At 42.0% G+C, this 18,456-nt stretch carries 13 protein-coding genes and 1 pseudogene; 8 read left to right on the forward strand and 6 right to left on the reverse strand.

Annotated features, from left to right (window positions below; all coding sequences use genetic code 11):
• Nucleotides 1-7: 7 nt before the first annotated feature.
• The 3 genes from ACWATR_RS06165 to ACWATR_RS06175 all read left to right on the forward strand — a co-directional run bounded on the left by ACWATR_RS06165 (nt 8) and on the right by ACWATR_RS06175 (nt 4,358).
• Nucleotides 8-871: a DUF928 domain-containing protein gene (locus ACWATR_RS06165; RefSeq protein ID WP_460330471.1), complete on the forward strand. Its 864-nt coding sequence runs from the start codon at nt 8-10 to the stop codon at nt 869-871.
• A gap of 731 nt (nt 872-1,602) precedes the next feature.
• A complete protein-coding gene (locus ACWATR_RS06170; protein WP_292716383.1) occupies nt 1,603-2,565 on the forward strand; it encodes a hydrogenase small subunit in 963 nt (320 codons plus the stop codon).
• A 197-nt stretch (nt 2,566-2,762) separates the two neighbouring features.
• Nucleotides 2,763-4,358 carry a nickel-dependent hydrogenase large subunit gene (locus ACWATR_RS06175; RefSeq protein ID WP_460330474.1) on the forward strand — a complete coding sequence of 532 codons (1,596 nt, stop codon included), beginning with the start codon at nt 2,763-2,765 and terminating at the stop codon, nt 4,356-4,358.
• Nucleotides 4,359-4,913: 555 nt separating this feature from the next.
• Here the strand turns inward: ACWATR_RS06175 and ACWATR_RS06180 are convergent.
• Nucleotides 4,914-7,121: a CHASE2 domain-containing protein gene (locus ACWATR_RS06180; RefSeq protein WP_460330477.1), complete on the reverse strand. Its 2,208-nt coding sequence runs from the start codon at nt 7,119-7,121 to the stop codon at nt 4,914-4,916.
• Nucleotides 7,122-7,304: 183 nt separating this feature from the next.
• Nucleotides 7,305-7,589, reverse strand: coding sequence for a hypothetical protein (locus ACWATR_RS06185; protein WP_460330480.1), 285 nt, complete (start codon nt 7,587-7,589; stop codon nt 7,305-7,307).
• Nucleotides 7,590-8,007: 418 nt separating this feature from the next.
• Between ACWATR_RS06185 and ACWATR_RS06190 the strand changes: the two genes are divergently transcribed.
• A complete protein-coding gene (locus ACWATR_RS06190; RefSeq protein WP_460330483.1) occupies nt 8,008-8,235 on the forward strand; it encodes a helix-turn-helix domain-containing protein in 228 nt (75 codons plus the stop codon).
• Nucleotides 8,236-8,256: 21 nt separating this feature from the next.
• Nucleotides 8,257-10,740, forward strand: a complete 2,484-nt coding sequence (locus ACWATR_RS06195; protein ID WP_460330486.1) for a PAS domain S-box protein — start codon at nt 8,257-8,259, stop codon at nt 10,738-10,740.
• A gap of 125 nt (nt 10,741-10,865) precedes the next feature.
• On the opposite strand, the gene ACWATR_RS06200 is transcribed toward ACWATR_RS06195, so the two are convergent.
• Nucleotides 10,866-11,960 (reverse strand): aliphatic sulfonate ABC transporter substrate-binding protein, encoded by a 1,095-nt coding sequence (locus ACWATR_RS06200; protein ID WP_460330489.1) that lies wholly within the window; start codon nt 11,958-11,960, stop codon nt 10,866-10,868.
• Nucleotides 11,961-12,414: 454 nt separating this feature from the next.
• Nucleotides 12,415-13,018: pseudogene (locus ACWATR_RS06205) on the reverse strand (FAD-dependent oxidoreductase); the annotation flags it as partial.
• 526 nt (nt 13,019-13,544) lie between these two features.
• Between ACWATR_RS06205 and ACWATR_RS06210 the strand changes: the two are divergent.
• Both ACWATR_RS06210 and ACWATR_RS06215 read left to right on the forward strand, forming a co-directional pair.
• The gene (locus tag ACWATR_RS06210) at nt 13,545-13,790 is read left to right on the forward strand and encodes a hypothetical protein (RefSeq protein WP_460330492.1); all 246 of its coding nucleotides are present in this window, start codon (nt 13,545-13,547) and stop codon (nt 13,788-13,790) included.
• Between the two features lie 179 nt (nt 13,791-13,969).
• Nucleotides 13,970-15,721 carry an iron uptake porin gene (locus ACWATR_RS06215; RefSeq protein WP_460330494.1) on the forward strand — a complete coding sequence of 584 codons (1,752 nt, stop codon included), beginning with the start codon at nt 13,970-13,972 and terminating at the stop codon, nt 15,719-15,721.
• 21 nt (nt 15,722-15,742) lie between these two features.
• Here the strand turns inward: ACWATR_RS06215 and ACWATR_RS06220 are convergent, their stop codons facing one another.
• Nucleotides 15,743-16,747 carry a glycosyltransferase family 2 protein gene (locus ACWATR_RS06220; RefSeq protein ID WP_460330496.1) on the reverse strand — a complete coding sequence of 335 codons (1,005 nt, stop codon included), beginning with the start codon at nt 16,745-16,747 and terminating at the stop codon, nt 15,743-15,745.
• Between the two features lie 3 nt (nt 16,748-16,750).
• A complete protein-coding gene (locus ACWATR_RS06225; protein ID WP_460330498.1) occupies nt 16,751-17,461 on the reverse strand; it encodes a TVP38/TMEM64 family protein in 711 nt (236 codons plus the stop codon).
• Between the two features lie 271 nt (nt 17,462-17,732).
• On the opposite strand from ACWATR_RS06225, the gene ACWATR_RS06230 reads away from it, so the two are divergent.
• Nucleotides 17,733-18,071 (forward strand): transposase family protein, encoded by a 339-nt coding sequence (locus ACWATR_RS06230; RefSeq protein WP_460330501.1) that lies wholly within the window; start codon nt 17,733-17,735, stop codon nt 18,069-18,071.
• Nucleotides 18,072-18,456: the final 385 nt, after the last annotated feature.

Consider the following 18,456-nt stretch of genomic DNA (forward strand, 5'->3'; position numbering starts at 1 on the left):
ACGAATTATGAAAAACTCTCAATTAACCATAGCCTTGGTGATAGCATTCACCAGTAATATATCCTACCCTCTACAACTCCAGGCGTTACCAGTTAATAATCATCTGGCCTCAGTCAAATTTATTCCACCACCGCCACCACCAGACCGAAGTGCAGCCGGTTCTAGAGGTGGGGCTGCAAGCCGTGGATGCGACGTAGGTAATCAAACGGTAACAGCCTTAGTACCGACCTATCAACAAACTCTTAAACAAGGTAAAGAAGCGGATGTTTCCATCACTCAAGTTTGGGGTTTAACAAGCGCTGAACATCCTTATTTCTTATTTTTTGTTCCCTATAATGCATCATCTATAGCCAACATAGAGTTTGTTTTGCAAGAGGAAACTAATAACAAAAGCCAAACTTTATACCGAACTTATTTGACACCACCAAAATCACCAGGAATTATTAGCGTTCATTATCCCCCAAATCAAGACTCATTGCAGGCGGGAAAAATGTATCACTGGTTTTTTAAAGTACGGGTTCAATGCGACCAAAAACAACCTACGAAACTGGATTATGCAGATGGTTGGGTGCAAAGGGTTAACCAAAATTCAACATTAACAGAACAACTAAAACAAGCAACACCCCAACAAAAGGCGACGCTTTATACCGCAAATGGTGTTTGGTACGATGCTATCGTGAGTTTGGCAGAATTACGCTATAAAAATCCCCAAAATGAGACTTTACTAGCAAACTGGACAACTTTGCTTCATTCCGTTGGCTTAGAAGCAATAGCTAATCAACCACTGATTAATTGTTGCGAACCCATTTTGAATAATAAGAATTTCAGTAAATCGCAAAGTTTTCTTCCCACTGTGCCATCATCAAAGTAAGTAATAATTTCATCAATCCAACGAAGTGAAAATGCGCGATATCCAGATACCCGACTTCTCGAAGAAGTCGGGTATCTAATTTTTCATGAATGCTTTAGGATTGCTATATACACCGTAGCTTCAAAGGGTGGAAACCGGAATCGAAGTCCCTCAATTTATCAGGGAATTTAGGGGATCGAAAATCTTTGATACCGACAATAAGACTTTTCAAACATCCTCTAAAATTCCTGTTGGATTTTTGAGATATACGTAGCCCTGATTTCTCACCACACCTCTTAAAGCCTGTGCAAGTGCCGAGGAGAAGTAATGAGTAAGAAGTAAGAAGTAAGAAGTAAGAAGTTTTTACTCATTACTCATTACTCATTACTCATTACTCATTACTCATTACTCATTACTCATTACTCATTACTCATTACTTCTCTTCTGCTCCATCAAACGCCTTGAGCTTGTGAGAAATGCGGGGTAGGGTGAGTTAGCGCAGAAAGTACAGCACCATTCCAAGATTGTGGTTGTTCTGTTTGCTAAATATGTAACACATTTAACAGACATAAACCTTTAAATTAATATTGATGGAATTTCAGTTATTGTTAATGATTAATTCTTTTTTAATGAAAGTGAATTAAAGCAAAAATTATCTTAGTATTGAAAAACAAATATTGATAAACAGGTGAGACTCAACAAGCATTATCACCTACATCATGCATGGGAAACAATAGAAAAACGCATAGCCGATGACTAACGTACTATGGCTACAAGGTGGTGCTTGTTCAGGCAACACCATGTCATTTCTCAACGCTGAAGAACCGACAGTCTGTGATTTGATTGCCGATTTTGGTATCAATTTACTTTGGCATCCTTCCTTGGGAGTGGAACTAGGCAACAACTTACAAACACTGCTGCGAGATTGCATTTCTGGCACAATTCCCCTAGATATCTTGGTATTTGAAGGCAGTGTTGTCAACGCCCCCAACGGTACTGGCGAATGGAATCGGTTTGCCGATCGCGCCATGAAAGATTGGTTAGCAGACCTTGCTAAAGTTGCTAAATTTATCGTCGCTGTGGGAGACTGTGCCACATGGGGAGGAATCCCCGCCATGTCACCCAACCCCAGCGAATCGGAAGGTTTGCAATTTCTCAAGCGTCAAGAAGGCGGTTTTTTAGGGAAAGATTTTCTCTCACAAGCCGGATTACCTGTAATTAATATACCTGGATGTCCCGCCCATCCAGACTGGATTACGCAGATATTAGTTGCGATCGCTACTGGACGCATAGCAGACATTGCTTTTGATGAACTAAATCGCCCCCAAACCTTCTTCAACACCTATACCCAAACAGGTTGTACCCGCAACGTCCACTTTGCCTACAAAGCCTCAACCGCCGAATTTGGTCAGCGTAAAGGCTGCCTATTTTACGACTTGGGTTGTCGCGGCCCTATGACTCATTCTTCCTGCAACCGCATCTTATGGAACCGCGTCTCTTCCAAAACTCGCGCCGGAATGCCTTGTTTAGGTTGCACAGAACCAGAATTTCCCTTCTTTGACCTCAAACCAGGAACCGTATTTAAAACCCAAACAGTAATGGGAGTTCCCAAAGAATTACCGCCAGGAGTCAACAAAAAAGACTACGCCTTACTCACAATGGTCGCCAAAGACGCCGCACCACCTTGGGCTGAAGAAGACTTTTTTACAGTTTAGTCATTTGTTATTTGTCCTTTGTCATTAGTCATTTGTTCTTTGTGATTTGACCAATGACTGTAACCTTTCACACTCCCCTCTACCTTTCAATGATAAATCAAGGGTTTCGACAATTTTGCAGAACGTGAATGAAAATGACCAATGACAAATGACCAATGACAAATGACCAATGACCAATGACAAAGGACAAATAAAAAATGACAATTCAATCATTAGACATTTCGCCCGTTGGTAGAGTTGAAGGCGATTTAGATGTTCGAGTCGATATCGAAAATGGAAGAGTAGTCAACGCTTGGACACACGCTGAATTATTTCGCGGATTTGAAGTTATCCTTCGTGGTAAAGACCCACAAGCTGGATTAATTGTTACACCTCGCATTTGCGGAATTTGCGGCGGTTCTCACCTGACTTGTGCATCTTGGGCATTAGATACAGCTTGGGAAACAGAAGTTCCGCGCAATGCAATTTTAGCGAGAAATCTCGGTCAAATTGTCGAGACAATTCAAAGCATTCCCCGCTACTTTTATGGTTTGTTTGCCATTGATTTAACCAATAAAAAATACCGCCATAGTCGCTTTTATGAGGAAGCTGTGAGACGCTTTGCTGCTTTCACAGGCAAATCTTATGAACTAGGCATCACAATTTCCGCGAAACCCGTAGAAATTTATGCACTATTAGGCGGACAATGGCCTCACAGCAGTTATATGGTGCCTGGTGGCGTGATGTGCGCCCCAACCCTTACAGACATTACCCGCGCTTGGGCAATTCTCGAGTACTTCCGCACCAATTGGTTAGAACCAGTGTGGTTAGGTTGTTCTTTAGAACGCTACGAACAAATTCAAACTTATGACGACTTCAGGGAATGGTTAGATGAAGACCGCAATCATCGAGATTCCGACTTAGGTTTTTATTGGCGCATGGGTTTAGACATCGGTCTAGATAGATATGGCGCTGGTGTTGGTAAATATGTGACTTGGGGATATTTAGCCCATGAAGATAAATACCAAAAGCCGACTATTGAAGGGCGAAACGCGGCGATGATTATGAAAAGTGGAGTGTACGATAGCTTCGCAGACACTCACGTTTTAATGGATCAGTCATTTACCCGCGAGAATACAACTCACTCTTGGTACGATGAAGGGACAGAAGATATTCATCCTAGCGATCGCACCACTAAACCCACTGCAATCAATACAAAAGACTTCGATAACGCCTACTCTTGGTCGAGTGCAGTCCTTCACAAAGACTTCGGACGTTTGGAAACTGGCCCCTTAGCGCGGCAATTAGTAGCTGGTGGTAAACATGGCGAATCTTGGCAACACTACGACCCATTTATCCTCGATGTCTTCAAAAGAATGGGTGGTGCTAGTATTCATGTGCGTCAGTTAGCACGAGTTCACGAAATTGTCAAGTTATATCGTCAAGCTGAACACTGTTTGCGCGAATTCAAATTAAACGACCCTTGGTATATCAAACCCAAAGAAAAAGATGGTCGCGGTTGGGGTGCAACGGAAGCAGCACGGGGTTCGTTGTCTCACTGGGTAGAAGTAGAGGGCGGTAAGATTAAGAATTACCAAGTGATTGCCCCAGGTACTTGGAATATCGGCCCTCGTGACGGTGAAGGAATTCGCGGCCCCATTGAAGAAGCTTTAATTGGCACACCCATTTACGATTCTAGCGATCCAGTGGAAGTTGGTCACGTGGCGCGATCGTTTGATTCTTGTTTGGTGTGTACAGTTCATGCTCATGATGCTAAGACTGGTGAAGAACTAGCACGTTTTCGGACAGCTTAAAAGTTGTGATCCGATCTATCAAAAACCGATCTATAGGACAATACAGTTCAGATAAGCCCAAAACACTTGTAGAGACGGCGATTCATCGCGTCTTCAAAGACAAGTTATCTACACCAGTAACCTTAACTGAACCGTATTGATCTATAGGACTATATTTGATTTCTGAAAAAACTCAGTACAACTAAGAAGCCTTCTTTCCTGTTGCCTATTGCCTTCTTGCCTATTGCCTATTGCCTGTCTACGCAAATTCGTTCAGAAATCGAAGCGGATTCCTATTGTTTCTAACACTTTTCTAAGACACAAGGTTAGGTTAAACCAAGCAAAACCCAACAATTAACGTTTAATGTTGGGTTTCGTTCCTCAATCTAACCAACGCAAATTAACGCTTTTGGCACTAACTTAAGTGTATTGCACTAAAGATTACTCAATATCTACACGAATAGGAATAACTTTTATTGCAGCGACCGATTGTATCTCAGAGAAACTGAAAATATAGACCCCCGACTTCTCTAATAAATGGGGGATCTGAATTGCCTGTGCGATCGCTTCCCCAGTTCACTTAGTTGAAAAACATTTCAAATCTTGTAAAACTGCGGTGGCTGATTGATAGCGATCGCTAAAATGATAACAAACCATCTTATCTAAAATTGCCGCTAACTCTTCACTCACTTGCACCGATTGCCGCCACATCACATTCCCCGTTTCTGGATCTGGGTAGAGTTCCTGCGGTGGTGTCCCAGTTATGGCTTGAATCGCAATCATTCCTAAAGCATAAATATCACTGCATAAGCGGGGATGACCGGCAAATTGTTCTGGAGGTGCATAACCCCGCGTCCCGATGGCTACTGTGGCTAATTCTGTTTGCTCACTACTTGGCGGTTGCATTAATTTTACAGCACCAAAGTCAATCAACACCAGCCGATTATCTTGAGTACATCTAATAATATTAGTCGGTTTGATATCACGATGAATCACTCGATGCTGGTGAACAAATTCTAAAACTTCTAAAACTTGTTTGAGCATCTCAATTACAAATGATTCGTTCTTTACATTTTGCACAGGTGGTAATTCTTCACTTAGAGTATGTCCCTCAATATATTGTTGAATTAAATAGAATTCTTGGTTATCTTCAAAATAAGCAAGTAGTTCGGGAATTTGATGATGTTTACCCAAAGATTCTAAAATTTCAGCTTCACTATTAAACAACCTACGAGCAATTTGCAAAAATCTTGTATCTTGACGGGCTGGCATTAACTTTTTAACTACACAAGTAGGATTACCCGGTCGTTGAGTATCCTGTGCTAAATAAGTCCGACCAAATCCCCCAGAACCCAGAGTTTGAGAGATTTTGTAGCGTCCACTCAAAAGCAAATCACCTGATTTTATTTCTGGTGAATCAATTGGGGGAAGAAAATCAATAGAAGAGTCGGGAATTGCTGTTTTGTCTTCTAAGAGAACATTTAATTGAGCGATCGCTTCTTGCTGTTTTTCAACTTGCAGAATAATCACCTGAGTTTGCCGCTGATTTTGGTAGCTAGTATAAGCAATTACACATATACTACTAAGCACCAAAGCAAGGGCAGAAGGAATCAACGGTACCCATCCGGCTTGTAAAAACAAAGCAACGCAGATTACTACTAACCCAAGTAGAGTTATCCCTACTAACGCTAGCAAACGCAACGGATTTTGCGATCGCCATGCTAAAACACTACCTAAAAGCGACCAACCCCACACCCAAATAAGTTCCACCCAGTCTGGCCAATACCAAATTAGCGATCGCCCATCCAATACTGTACTGATAAGTTGACTTGCTATCTGTGCATGAATAAACAAAGCAGGCATTCTGGCTGGTTGATCTGGCAAAGCGCTGTAGGGTGTATAAAATCCACCTGGAGGTAAATTAGCTGCTGTAGTGCCAATAATTACCAGACGGTCTTTAAATAGATTGGGGTTGACTCGGCCACTAAGAACATCTGTGAGGGTTACTTGTTCGGCAAGGCTGTTGGGGTGACGGTAATTTAATAATATTTGATACCCATCTGCATCCAAATGTTGGTAGCTGCCAGAATTAGCTTGTAAACGCGGGAACCGGGTTTTACCTAACTGAAAATCTCCTTTTTTAGTGAACTGGTAGTCAATGCCTTGTTTTTCCAGATAATTAATTGCAATTAAGGCACCAAACGCAAATGATGTTGTACATTTTTTGTCTGTAGAGTGAGCAAATAACAAACTGCGGCGGAGAGTTTGATCGTTTTCATGATCAGCAACCACATCACTAAACCCAACATTATCTATAGGAAAATTGGGTGGCGGTGGCATTTCATCTCTACCCAAGCTGCTGAACAAGCAAGTACTGATAACGTTATCTTGATTTTGAAGATTAGCCGCCAAATTGTTGTGTTCTGGTTGGAAAAGATATAAACCAACAATTCGCGGTTGATAGGACTCTATTTTCTTTAATAGCTGATTGATTGTTCGATCTGATATAGTCCATTTCTCTCGTTTGAGATCCTCATCAGTGATTTTAACTAGCAAAATCCGCCGATCTGGTGCTTGTGCTGGACGCGATCGCAACATCTGGTCATAAACTCTTAACTCCCAAGGCTGTAACCATTTGAGTTCCCGAACTCCCCAGATAAAGGCGGTAACTCCTACACTGGTAACAAAAATAATTGGCAGCCAGCTTTTGCTCTTGGAAGTTTCACGGGAATCCTGAACTTTGACAAAGGGGAAACGGAGTTTTTCTAATAATCCACTAATCACGGCGTTGCGGCGGTAGCCTGAATTGGGTAGATGTTGCAGGCGTAAAAGTTAATTTTCGGACTCTAGGTTAAAAGCTACTTAACCTGAAGCTCCTATTAATGTAGCAATTTACTTGCTAATTAGAGACTTTGGCGTATTCCTACTCTAAAAGCAAGCTTATGCATAGCGTCAACTAGATAATCGCTAATCATCTGTTTGAGATGTTTGAGCATCTTCAACAGAACTGGCAATTGGGAAAGATATAGAATTAGTAGATGGAGTTAGTGAATCTAACTGGGGTTGTTCAAGTGCTGCTTCAATGCTGGAATCAGCAAAATAGGAGTCAAAAATCCGATCATAGTTAGAAGCAACAGCTAAAAAAGCGCCACCCAAAATATAGATAGGTAATGGCAGATTAAAGTCTTGCAACCAGTCAAACAGTTCCGCCAAAGCAAACAACACGAAAAAGCAGGCAAGCCAAACTCTCATATTCTCATCCCCTGAATTGAAACGACTCTATTACTAGTACAGCACGGCCGAAATAAACATACCATTTCAAATGGCGCCAGAAGCTCGGAATCCCATTCTTTTGGTCAAATTCATTTTGACGGTTAGAGAGACGCGATAAATCGCCGTCTCTACAGGAAATTTATCCATCAATGATTTATTGACAGACTACTAGTACAGGGTGGCGGAAATAAACAACCCATTCCAAATTAACGAAACAGTTACGCTGCATTCATTTTGACTTTTGACTTTCGCCTTGCGGTACTAGCCTTTTCAAGGTGAATCATAAAATTTCTACCCATCTTGATAGGGCTACCTCTATACCCTAGATAGGTGCAGTCCAAGTTATAGCATCTGCTATATTGCAATATCTGGTAAAAAATAAAAATATAGGTAGCTTATGCCTGCGATCGAACAGCTAAGGATTACACAGTTGGTTCGCGAGACTCGACAGTGCCTCAAATTTACACAGGTAAAACTGGCTACGATGTTAGGGGTTTCGTTTCACACTATAAACCGATGGGAAAACGGACGCACACAACCTTCGCCACTGGCTATTAAACAAATTAAAGAGCTATTACACCAAATGGGAGAACCCGGTGAGGCGCTTTTAGCCAAATACTTTTAAAAAACCTATTTCATTGATCACTTGAAAGCTCAAGAGGTTATAGATTTGCGGGAATATTTGAGCGAACAGCAAATTGCGTTGCGCGATAGTGAAGCACGCTACCGTTCACTAGCAGAGGCAAGCGCATCCATCGTCTGGAGGGCGGCACCTTGGGGCAACGTTATTGATGATATTCCCACCTGGCAAGCGTTCACAGGGCAAAGTCCTGAACAATACAAAGGATGGGGTTGGGTTGAGGCACTACACCCAGAAGATCGTTCCTCGATGGTGGAAATTTGGCAACAGGTATTTCCGACACGCAGCGTTGCAGTTGCCGAGTATCGCGTTCTGCGGCATGACGGCGAATACCGTTACATGAATATACGTGGTGTGCCCATACTCGATGAAACAGGCGAAATCCTCGAATGGGTGGGAATGTGCGTCGATATTACCGAACGCAAGCAGGCTGAGGCAAAACTGCGCGAGAGTGAGGCGCGTTTTCGGCTACTGGCTGAAAATTCAACTGATATTATTTCACGCCATACGGTAGATGGAATTCTTCTGTATGTTTCACCAGCTTGCTACACAGTATTGGGATATCAACCAGAGGAACTAGTCGGCCATCCCAGTAATAAATTAGTTCACCCTGACGATTTGGCAGAGATTGCGAGAAATTACCCAGTCAATGCCGATTTACCAGATATTTATACCATTACTCACCGTGCCCGTCACCAAGATGGACGTTATATCTGGTTGGAAGCAACTATTCGAGCTATTCGCGATCGCCAAACTCAAGAAATTTTAGAGATGCAAGCATCTTCGCGAGATATTACTAAGCGTAAGCAGGTGGACGAGGAACAGCGTTTTCTGGCTGAGGCTAGTGGGATTTTGGCTACATCGTTGGACTACGAGACAACCTTAGCAGGTTTGGCGCGTTTGGCAGTGCCGGAAATAGCTGATTGGTGCTTAGTTGATATTATTTGTGACAATCAATTAGTCCGCCGAGTTGCAGCAGCTCATGCCAATCTAGAGAAACAAGAATTGGTAGAACAGTTACAAAACTATCCGCCTGATTTGGCAGAAACAGCAGGTGTTGCTGAAGTAATACGAACGGGTAAATCACAAATTATTCATTTGATTTCTGATGAACAGATACAAGGCTTAAGCCACAACGCCAGTCACCTAAAAATCTTGCAAGAACTAAATCCGACATCTGGTATGAGTGTACCGCTAATCGTTCGGGGACGGGTGTTGGGAGCGATGACTTTGGTATCTTCTTCAGGTCGTCGCTACAATACCAAAAGCCTAATGTTAGCTGAAGAGTTAGCTGGCCGGGCAGCGATCGCTGTTGATAATGCCCGACTCTACACAGAAACACAGCAATCTCAACAGGCGGCTGAAAATGCCAACCGGATAAAAGACGAGTTTCTGGCAGTACTTTCTCATGAGTTGCGATCGCCACTCAACCCAATTTTAGGATGGGCAAAGCTACTCCAAACCAAAAAACTTGATGAAAAAACCATCCCTCAAGCACTAAAGACTATTGAGCGAAATGCTAAGTTACAGGCTCAACTGATTGAAGATTTACTAGATATCTCCCGGATTTTACAAGGTAAAATCAGTTTGAATATCTACCCAGTTGATCTGACATCTGTGATTTCAGCAGCAATGGAGACAGTGCGGCTATCGGCAGAAGCGAAGTCAATTGAGATGCACATCAACTTAGAACCAAATTTGGGACAAGTTTTGGGTGACTCCAGCCGATTGCAGCAAATCGTGTGGAACCTGCTCTCAAATGCGGTTAAGTTTACACCTATGGGGGGACGGGTTGATATTCGACTATCATTATGTTCTAATTCCAACTCAGCACTGATTCAAGTCAGCGATACAGGGAAAGGCATCGACCCCAATTTTCTGCCTTACGTGTTTGAATATTTTCGCCAAGAGAACAGCAGCACCACCAGAAAATTTGGTGGATTGGGTTTAGGATTAGCGATCGTTCGTCACTTAGTTGAACTGCATGGCGGCACAGTCCAGGTAGAAAGTGGGGGCGAAGATCACGGAGCAACTTTTACAGTAAGACTCCCACTGATCCAAAATCAATTAGAGATTAGACAGGACAGCAGCAACTCTGAGCCATCCTCAAATTTGAATGGTGTCAAGATTTTAGTAGTGGATGATGATACAGATACGCGAGAATTTATTGCTTTCTTACTAGAGCAGTATGGGGCAAGTGTGACAGCAGTCACATCAGCAGATGAAGCCCTAGCCACTTTAGCCCAATCCTTGCCAGATATACTTTTAAGCGACATTGGGATGCCAGAAGTGGATGGATGTATGTTCATGCGACAGTTGAGAACACTGCCAGTAAAGCAGGGAGGGCAAATTCGAGCGATCGCACTTACAGCATACGCTGGAGAAATTAATGCCCAGCAGGTACTTGCAGCCGGATTTGACAAGCATCTTGCCAAACCAGTAGAGCCAGCTGAATTAGTAGATGCGATCGCCAACTTAATCGCTGAATAAACCCGCTTTTACCTTCATACTTTATAACGTTGGAAATCAGAATCACCACCGGAGTTTTTCCTGGTTTAGAAGCCAATACTGGAGTTTCATCAGATGGTACAAAGAGTATTTCTTCTTGGGAATAACTATTTATTGGCTAATACGTCTGAGGGAGTAATTTTGGCGTACTCTTCAGGTGTCAAAAACCCGTCTCTAACATTCACCTTTTTGGGGATAAGTCCTAAGCTGTACCACTTGTCTGCAACTTCCTGTTGCTTGATAATGACTTTCTCGGTAATTGGTAGCACCCCATAGTCATATTTCTTATGCATTATTTCTAGAATTGGTGGATCTAGCTGAGTTACAGGAGCAAGCAGTTGTGCCACTTCTTTGGAATGATCCTTAGTCCAGATTTCTGCCTTTTGTAGCTCCTCTAGAAACACTTTGATTACGTTAGGATGAGCCTGATAAAACTGGCGTGAGGTTGAATAAAAGTTACCAGTATCTCGCAATTTACTGCCATCTGTTAAAACACGAGCTATTTTATTTTGTACATTTCTGGTAGCGAATGGCTCCCAAATATACCAAGCATCTACCTTGTTCTGACTGAATGCCGCGTTTGCGTCTGGCGGTGCCAAAAAAACTGATTGGACATCGCTCAGTTTCAGCCCTACATCTTCCAACGCCTTAACTAATAAGTAATGACCGATGGAGGCTTTCTGAAAAGCTACTTTTTTACCCTTCAAATCGGTAACACTTTTTATCGGAGAGTTTGCAGGAACTAAAAGTGAAGTTGCTTTACCACTGGGGCGTGTAGTAGCTAGATAAACAAGAGGCGCTCCTGCTGCTTGTGAAAATACAGGAGGCGATTCTGCTGTAGATGCAATATCTAATCCATTTGCATTTAGGGCTTCTAGCTGTTGTGGCCCAGCGGCAAACTCAGCCCACTGTACTTTAAAACCTAGAGGTTCTAATCGCTTTTCTAAGGAACCCTGCTTTTCTAAAACTGCTAGAGCGGTCAGTTGTTTTGAACGTACAATCCGTACTACTTGCTTTTCTGTAGTGCTAGATGAATCCACAGATTCAGGGTAAGTTGCAGACTTTTGAGTATTATTTTTTGCTTCACTACAACTCGATAGGGCAGTCGATAGCATTAAGCAGTAGCCCAGAGCAAACAACAAAGAATGACGTGTTGTTCTCTGGCTTTTCCTAAATTCAAATTTTCCTTTTAAAATTGTCATTGGTTGTTTTATTTATTCTCCTCTAGATGGTTAAAAAAATTATGATTAATTGCAATATAAAGAACAAAAATATGACCTATTAATTTATTTGAACCCTATAATAATTAAATATTTTTTGTAAATTTTAAAACTTTATATATTAAGTTAGAAAAGAGAGTGGTATGACCCACTGATTGCATTCTGACTTCTGTTAGCGGTAGCGGGGCGTTTAGCCCATTCTGGCTTCTGAATTCTTCAATTTAACTGATCAAATCTGTTCCTACTGTGAACGACAGCATGACTATTTTCTTCGCCACACTATTTCATCTGCTTTAAAATTTGGAATGTTTGATCGGCTTTTGCTGTTGAGGTGCGTTTATGTCCCCAACCGATGTTTTCACGATAACTACCCAGCAGCCCGACTTCTGCCAATTCTGCCTCGTTGACTGAAGTCTGCATATCGCTTTCTGGTGCAACATCCGCCAGTTCGATAATTGTGGATTGCGATCGCACTATCCATTTACTACCTGTTTGACGGTTCACACCTGTTGCACCACCAACAACACCATCGTCATCAACTAGTAGTTCTAAGGCGGGGCTGTTGTCTAAAATTTTCACTCCTGCCCGTTGAATTTGCCGCCGCATCAGCCGCATATATTCCGGCCCTTGCAGCGATCGCCGGTAGGGTTTACCTTCATCATCGGTAGGGAAGGGATAACCCCATTCTGCTAGCTGATTGACGTTTGTATAAGTCTGATTCAATACCCGATCCATCCAATTGCGATCGGATAAAAACCCACCTAACGATTCCCGACTCGCCTTCGCTGTTTCGCGTGCTTCTGGATCGGGTGGCACGTACCACACATCATTACCAGATGCAGCGGCGCATCCAGTTGTGCCACAATATCCCTTATCTACGAGGATCACTCTAGCTCCACTTGATGCAGCACTCCATGCTGCCCAAGTTCCAGCTGGCCCACCTCCAATCACAAGCACATCTGCTTCTAAGTCGAGTTCAAAATCGGTTGTTAACGTCTTCAGCATCTACAATTTCTCCCCACCGATAAAGTCTTAAGCATCAAGTCTTCACTCCATCGATGCTGCAAAATATTTAGAAATCTGTTTGCCTATTTACTTGTTGGTGGCCTACTAGTAGCCTGAATAAATTTTGGCTCCTTACAAATTCCCACCACACCGACAAACAACTACTTTATCTTGACCAATGAACCGTAGTTTGTGACATAACAAAGCTTTTCACAGTTTTAGAGAAAAAGCAAGCACTTTAGCAAACAAATTCAAACATAAAGTTATGTAAAACAAACTTAGTTATCTATCTTAAGAAACTTGCTTTTTTTAGGGTTTTGTGAAAATATCCGATGTTAGTGAATAAAGTACTTAATTTCGATAGATTTACCGTTGTTTAATAGATTTTCCAAACAAGAGCAAGGAATCCCATTCCGGCTCAAGGCATCTACCTACCAGTTTCTCAGGGTTCGAGCAAGAGCGAAAGTAGCTAATAGGCTGTCTAGTGTCTAAAGTTTATAAATTCCGAAATCCCTAGCTGTTCTTAGTGGGGGTAAAAAATTGGTGAGGTGTATTGGCAGAATGGCACTAAGAAAAGGGAAAATCATTGAGGCAGCAGGGGAGAAAGAAGAAATTTTAGGCATTGCGTTCAGATATTTAGAAATTCCCCTCTGCCCCTCTGCAATCCCTACGCCGCTTACCTTTCAGCTTAACTTAGTGCCATTCTGTATTGGCATAGAAGGAATCAGAAATATCTGGTTTCTGGGAGTAGCCTCATGGCAAAAATCTGGAAAAGCTGAAAGTTACAAAATGCGCGTAACTAAGTAATTAAATTGATGGGTAAACAGGTTCGTAGTCAGGACTAAAGTCCTTCCTTTTAAGCACTTCAGTGCTTACTACCAACCCTCAAAATGTATATGACATTCTCTCTTCCACAAGGTCTTGTAGCTACCGAAAAAGATTGAGCAGCGGAATTTAGTTGATATTGTGTGAGGAACAAACAACCTATGTCTAAAGTTTTGTGGAATTATTTGCTAGTGATTCCAGCTTTGTTTGGTGGACTCGTAGTCTTGTCTTCAGCAGCAAGTGCAGATGAAGTGGAAAAGACAGCACAACCAACACAACAAGTAATACCAATTGACAAGATTATCCCAACTGGCATTATTCAGAGAACTTCATCTGAATCATCTTTTCAACCTTCGGGTAGCACATCAAAAGTTCCAGTTTTAGCAGTACCTAGCGATCGCATAGAGCAAGTTACATCTGTATCACAACTCTCTGATGTTCAACCTACAGATTGGGCATTTCAAGCCTTGCAGTCTCTAGTTGAACGCTACGGCGTGATTGCGGGATATCCAGACGGCACATTTAAAGGTAATCGGGCGCTGACTCGTTACGAATTTGCTGCTGGCTTGAATGCAGCCCTCGATCGCCTCAACGAATTGATTGCTACTAGCACTGGAGATTTAGTGCGAAAGGAAGACTTAACCACTCTGGAAAAACTCCAAGAACAATTTGCATCTGAACTAGCTACACTGCGTGGACGGGTAGATGCCTTAGAGACGCGTCAAGCTAAGGTAGAAGCCAATCAGTTTTCGACAACTACCAAACTAGTTGGTGATGCAACATTCTTGGTAGCAGATACATTTGGCGATGCCTACGGCGGGCAAAGCCAACGCGCCAATAATACAGCTGCTGATGATACAAATGATGGGACTCAAACTTTCTTTGCTTATCGTGCCAGACTTAACTTTCAAACGAGCTTTACTGGTAGAGATCAACTAACCACTCTGTTAACAGCGGGAAATAACATTCCTAACTTGGGGGCGACTACAGGAACCCAGATGACCCGTTTTACCATTGATGGTGATGGGAGAACTGATACCTATCTTAGTCAGTTAACATATCGTTTCCCATTAGGCTCAAAAGCTACTGTGTGGGTAGGCCCTAGAGCACTTCAACCGGCTACCTTTACTCCCACCTTAAATGGTGCTATTGGTGGACTCAACGGTGCGATCTCTCGGTTTGCCACATTCAACCATACTGTTTATCGACCAGGTTTTGATGGTGCTGGTTTAGCTCTTGGGTATAAGTTTAGCGATCAATTGCAATTAAGTTTAGGTTACATAGCAGATAATAATCAGGCCCCTAACCCTGGGCGTGGACTTTTCAATGGTACTAATTTGGCACTTGCTCAATTAACCGTATCGCCCACTCGCCAGTTAGATTTTGGCCTGACCTACGCCCGCAAATACTATACTGATAACACTACTGGTGCTGAACCTAATTTTAATGTCACTGGTGGTACAGGTAGCGCTTTCGCCAGAAATCCTTTTGAACAAAACTCCACTACAACTGATAACTTCGGATTTCAATTTAACTGGAGAACCACTCGGAGCTTAACTTTAGGCGGTTGGTTTGGCTATACACACGCCCACCAGAACAGAGGCGGTGATAGTGATGCAACAATCATTAATACTGCACTCACAGTTGGTTTTCCAGACTTGCTTAAAAAAGGCAATGTAGGTGGGATTATCGTTGGTATACCACCTAAAGTTACGAGTAATGATTATAGAAGTGGGGCTGGGATTCTTCGAGAAGATCCAAGTACCTCTTTACACATCGAGGCTTTTTACACTTATCGGGTAAATGACAACATCACTATTACTCCAGATTTTTATGTAATTACCAAACCAGAACATAACGATAACAACGATCCAATTTGGGTAGGTGCTCTCCGCACTACCTTTACTTTCTAGCCCACAAGCCTTTTTATTGAACTATTTCGCGCCCTCGTCTCCCACGCTCATTTGGTACTCGTCAGAATTTTCCGTTGAGTTGGAGGATTTATGATAGAAACCACCTACCTCTGCCAAAGTATAGAGTGGTCTGGCTTTAACTTCTTCATAGATACGCCCTATATACTCGCCTAAGATACCAACACTGACTAATTGCACAGATCCGAGAAAGAAAATTGCCATCAAAATAATCGTAAACCCGGTTAAAGGCGAATTGGGGACAAAAATACGCCAATACAAGACTAATAAAGCCATCAAGATAGCCGCCACCGCTGCTACTAACCCTAAATAGGTTGATAAACGCAGTGGTACTATTGAAAAGGACACCAGACCATTGATAGCAAGCGCTAAAGATTTGCTGAAAGTGTACTTGACTTCCCCGGCAAAGCGAGGGTCGCGCTCGAACCGAATTGCTGTTTGCTGAAAGCCAACCCAAGAACGCAAACCACGAATATAGCGGGCGCGTTCTGGCATAGAATTAAGAAGATCTACAACTTGCCGATCCATTAAACAAAAATCACCAGTATCAGTAGGAATATCTACATCTGCAAGCTTCTTCAAGATACGATAAAAGAAGTAGGCAGTAAAACGCTTGAATCGTCCTTCCTTGAGACGTTGACTGCGTTGAGCGTAGACGACCTGATACCCTTGTCGCCATTTTTCAACCATGTCGGGAATTAGTTCTGGTGGATCTTGTAAATCCGCATCCAGGATGACGATAACTTGACCCCGGACAAAATTGAGACCAGCTGTAACTGCAATTTGGTGACCAAAGTTACGAGCAAAGCTCAAGTAGCAAACGCGCGGGTCTTTTTGATGGAGGTCTCGTATTAGTTGTAGGGAGCGATCGCGGCTACCATCATTGATTAAAATTAATTCGACAAGACCATCCATCCGATTCGTTACTGTAGTCAGTCTACGGTATAGTTCGGGAATAATTTCTTCTTCGTTATAGATTGGAATAACAAATGAATACTTTGGGAGCATAGTTTATTTATTATTTGGGTTAATGTGATCTGATGAGTCTGATTTTTTAAGTTTTTCTATAGCTTTTTTAGGAAAAGTACGACGATTTCGATACCAAGTAGACCCCGCAACCAACATTCCAGTTAAGCCTAAAGCGAGAACTAGCGGTAAGAAATCACCTGTCTTAACTGCCTTCAAACCAGAACTACCTAGTAGTACAAAAGGTAAGACACTCGGTACTGTTCCTAATGTTGTACCTAGAACATAATCTTTAAAACTAATCGATGTCAGTCCAGCAACGAAATTGACCAAGCCATAGGGCATAATCGGTACTAGTCGTATGGCAAACATATAAAAAAGTCCTCCACGACGAACCTCAGCATCCATAGCTTGCCAGCGTCCTGCTAGTCGTTTTGCAATTGCTTCGCGTCCAATAGTACGAGTAAAAGCAAAGGCAATGATTGCCGCAATTACAGCTCCAACACTAGTCCAGACAGTTCCTAGCCAGGGCCCAAAAATTGCACCTCCAGTCAAATTGAGCACTGTTGAAGGCAAAACTAACATAGTTGCTAAAACGTACAAAGCAACATAAATAACAGGTGCCCAAATTCCAGAATATTTCAGCAAAGCTTGAATTTGTTCTGGTTCAACGCCACCAAGAAGATATACTGCTATACCAGTCGCAACGATGCAACCTAATGTGAGTAGTAAAATACCAGTTTTTAAGTTCCACACTAGGACTCTACTCCTACTTTTTTTCTAAACACAACCTAATTTCTCTCTATTTGCCCTTTCATTAATTCGTGAAAATCTGGGTTTTGGAAAGCAGAGTAAATAAATTACTTAAAAAATTAAGTGAAGTTATTAGCTACTTTAGTCAGTTAAGATAATACAACCTTCAGACTCATCGCCAAAACTCGTCTTTTCCCTCTTTTACAAGAGACATCTCTAAAATAGTAACATTCTGTAGTTCAAGAACATCAGAGAGCTTTTTTGACACAGAAATATGAGCGATATACTGAACCACATTGAAGATAATCCTAAACAAACACAGCGTTTAATTGGTCTGGAGTATGAACAGTTACAACAGCTAATCGAAATTAAGAAACCAATAAACAAAGAGCTAACAACTAAATATAAAAAATTAAACAAGGAGTTTTCATCCAAACGAGTATTTGTTGAACATCGAATCCGTTCGGTAAAAATTTTTCGAGTTTTTCAAGATAGATTTAGGTTGAATACTAATAAGTATGAACAGGTTATCTTGACTATTTGTGGACTAGTAAGGTTACGAATCGGATCGTTAATATTACCTGTCGAAATATATCCTATGCCATCAGGCTAAAATGAATGCATATAACTACATCTTTTTGCCTTGTTATTATCAGCAAGTATCTCAAATTCCTATTTTATCGTCTTGATTAGCTAGTTTTTGATGTTTGCATCGGCATCTTATAAGCTAGCCACAGGAAAGCTTTGATAGTTTTCGGAGATATCTATTGAAATGTGCTTTGGCTGCGCTTTCTTTGGCTCTCACGGACTCGCTTCTGTATGGTTGCTTCCTAACATGAATTTTTTCGCTTTGCTGATAAAGCGAGGCTTTTAGAATTTACGCAAACAATAGCTTTATTTTACAGTAGAGGCAATTCATGTAGACGCATACTCCTACAGAGAAGAAAAGCCTTGGCAACTAGAAGTCACGGCTACACAGACAAAACCCACCTACGTGG

It is taken from the genome of Nostoc sp. UIC 10890, assembly GCF_054786515.1.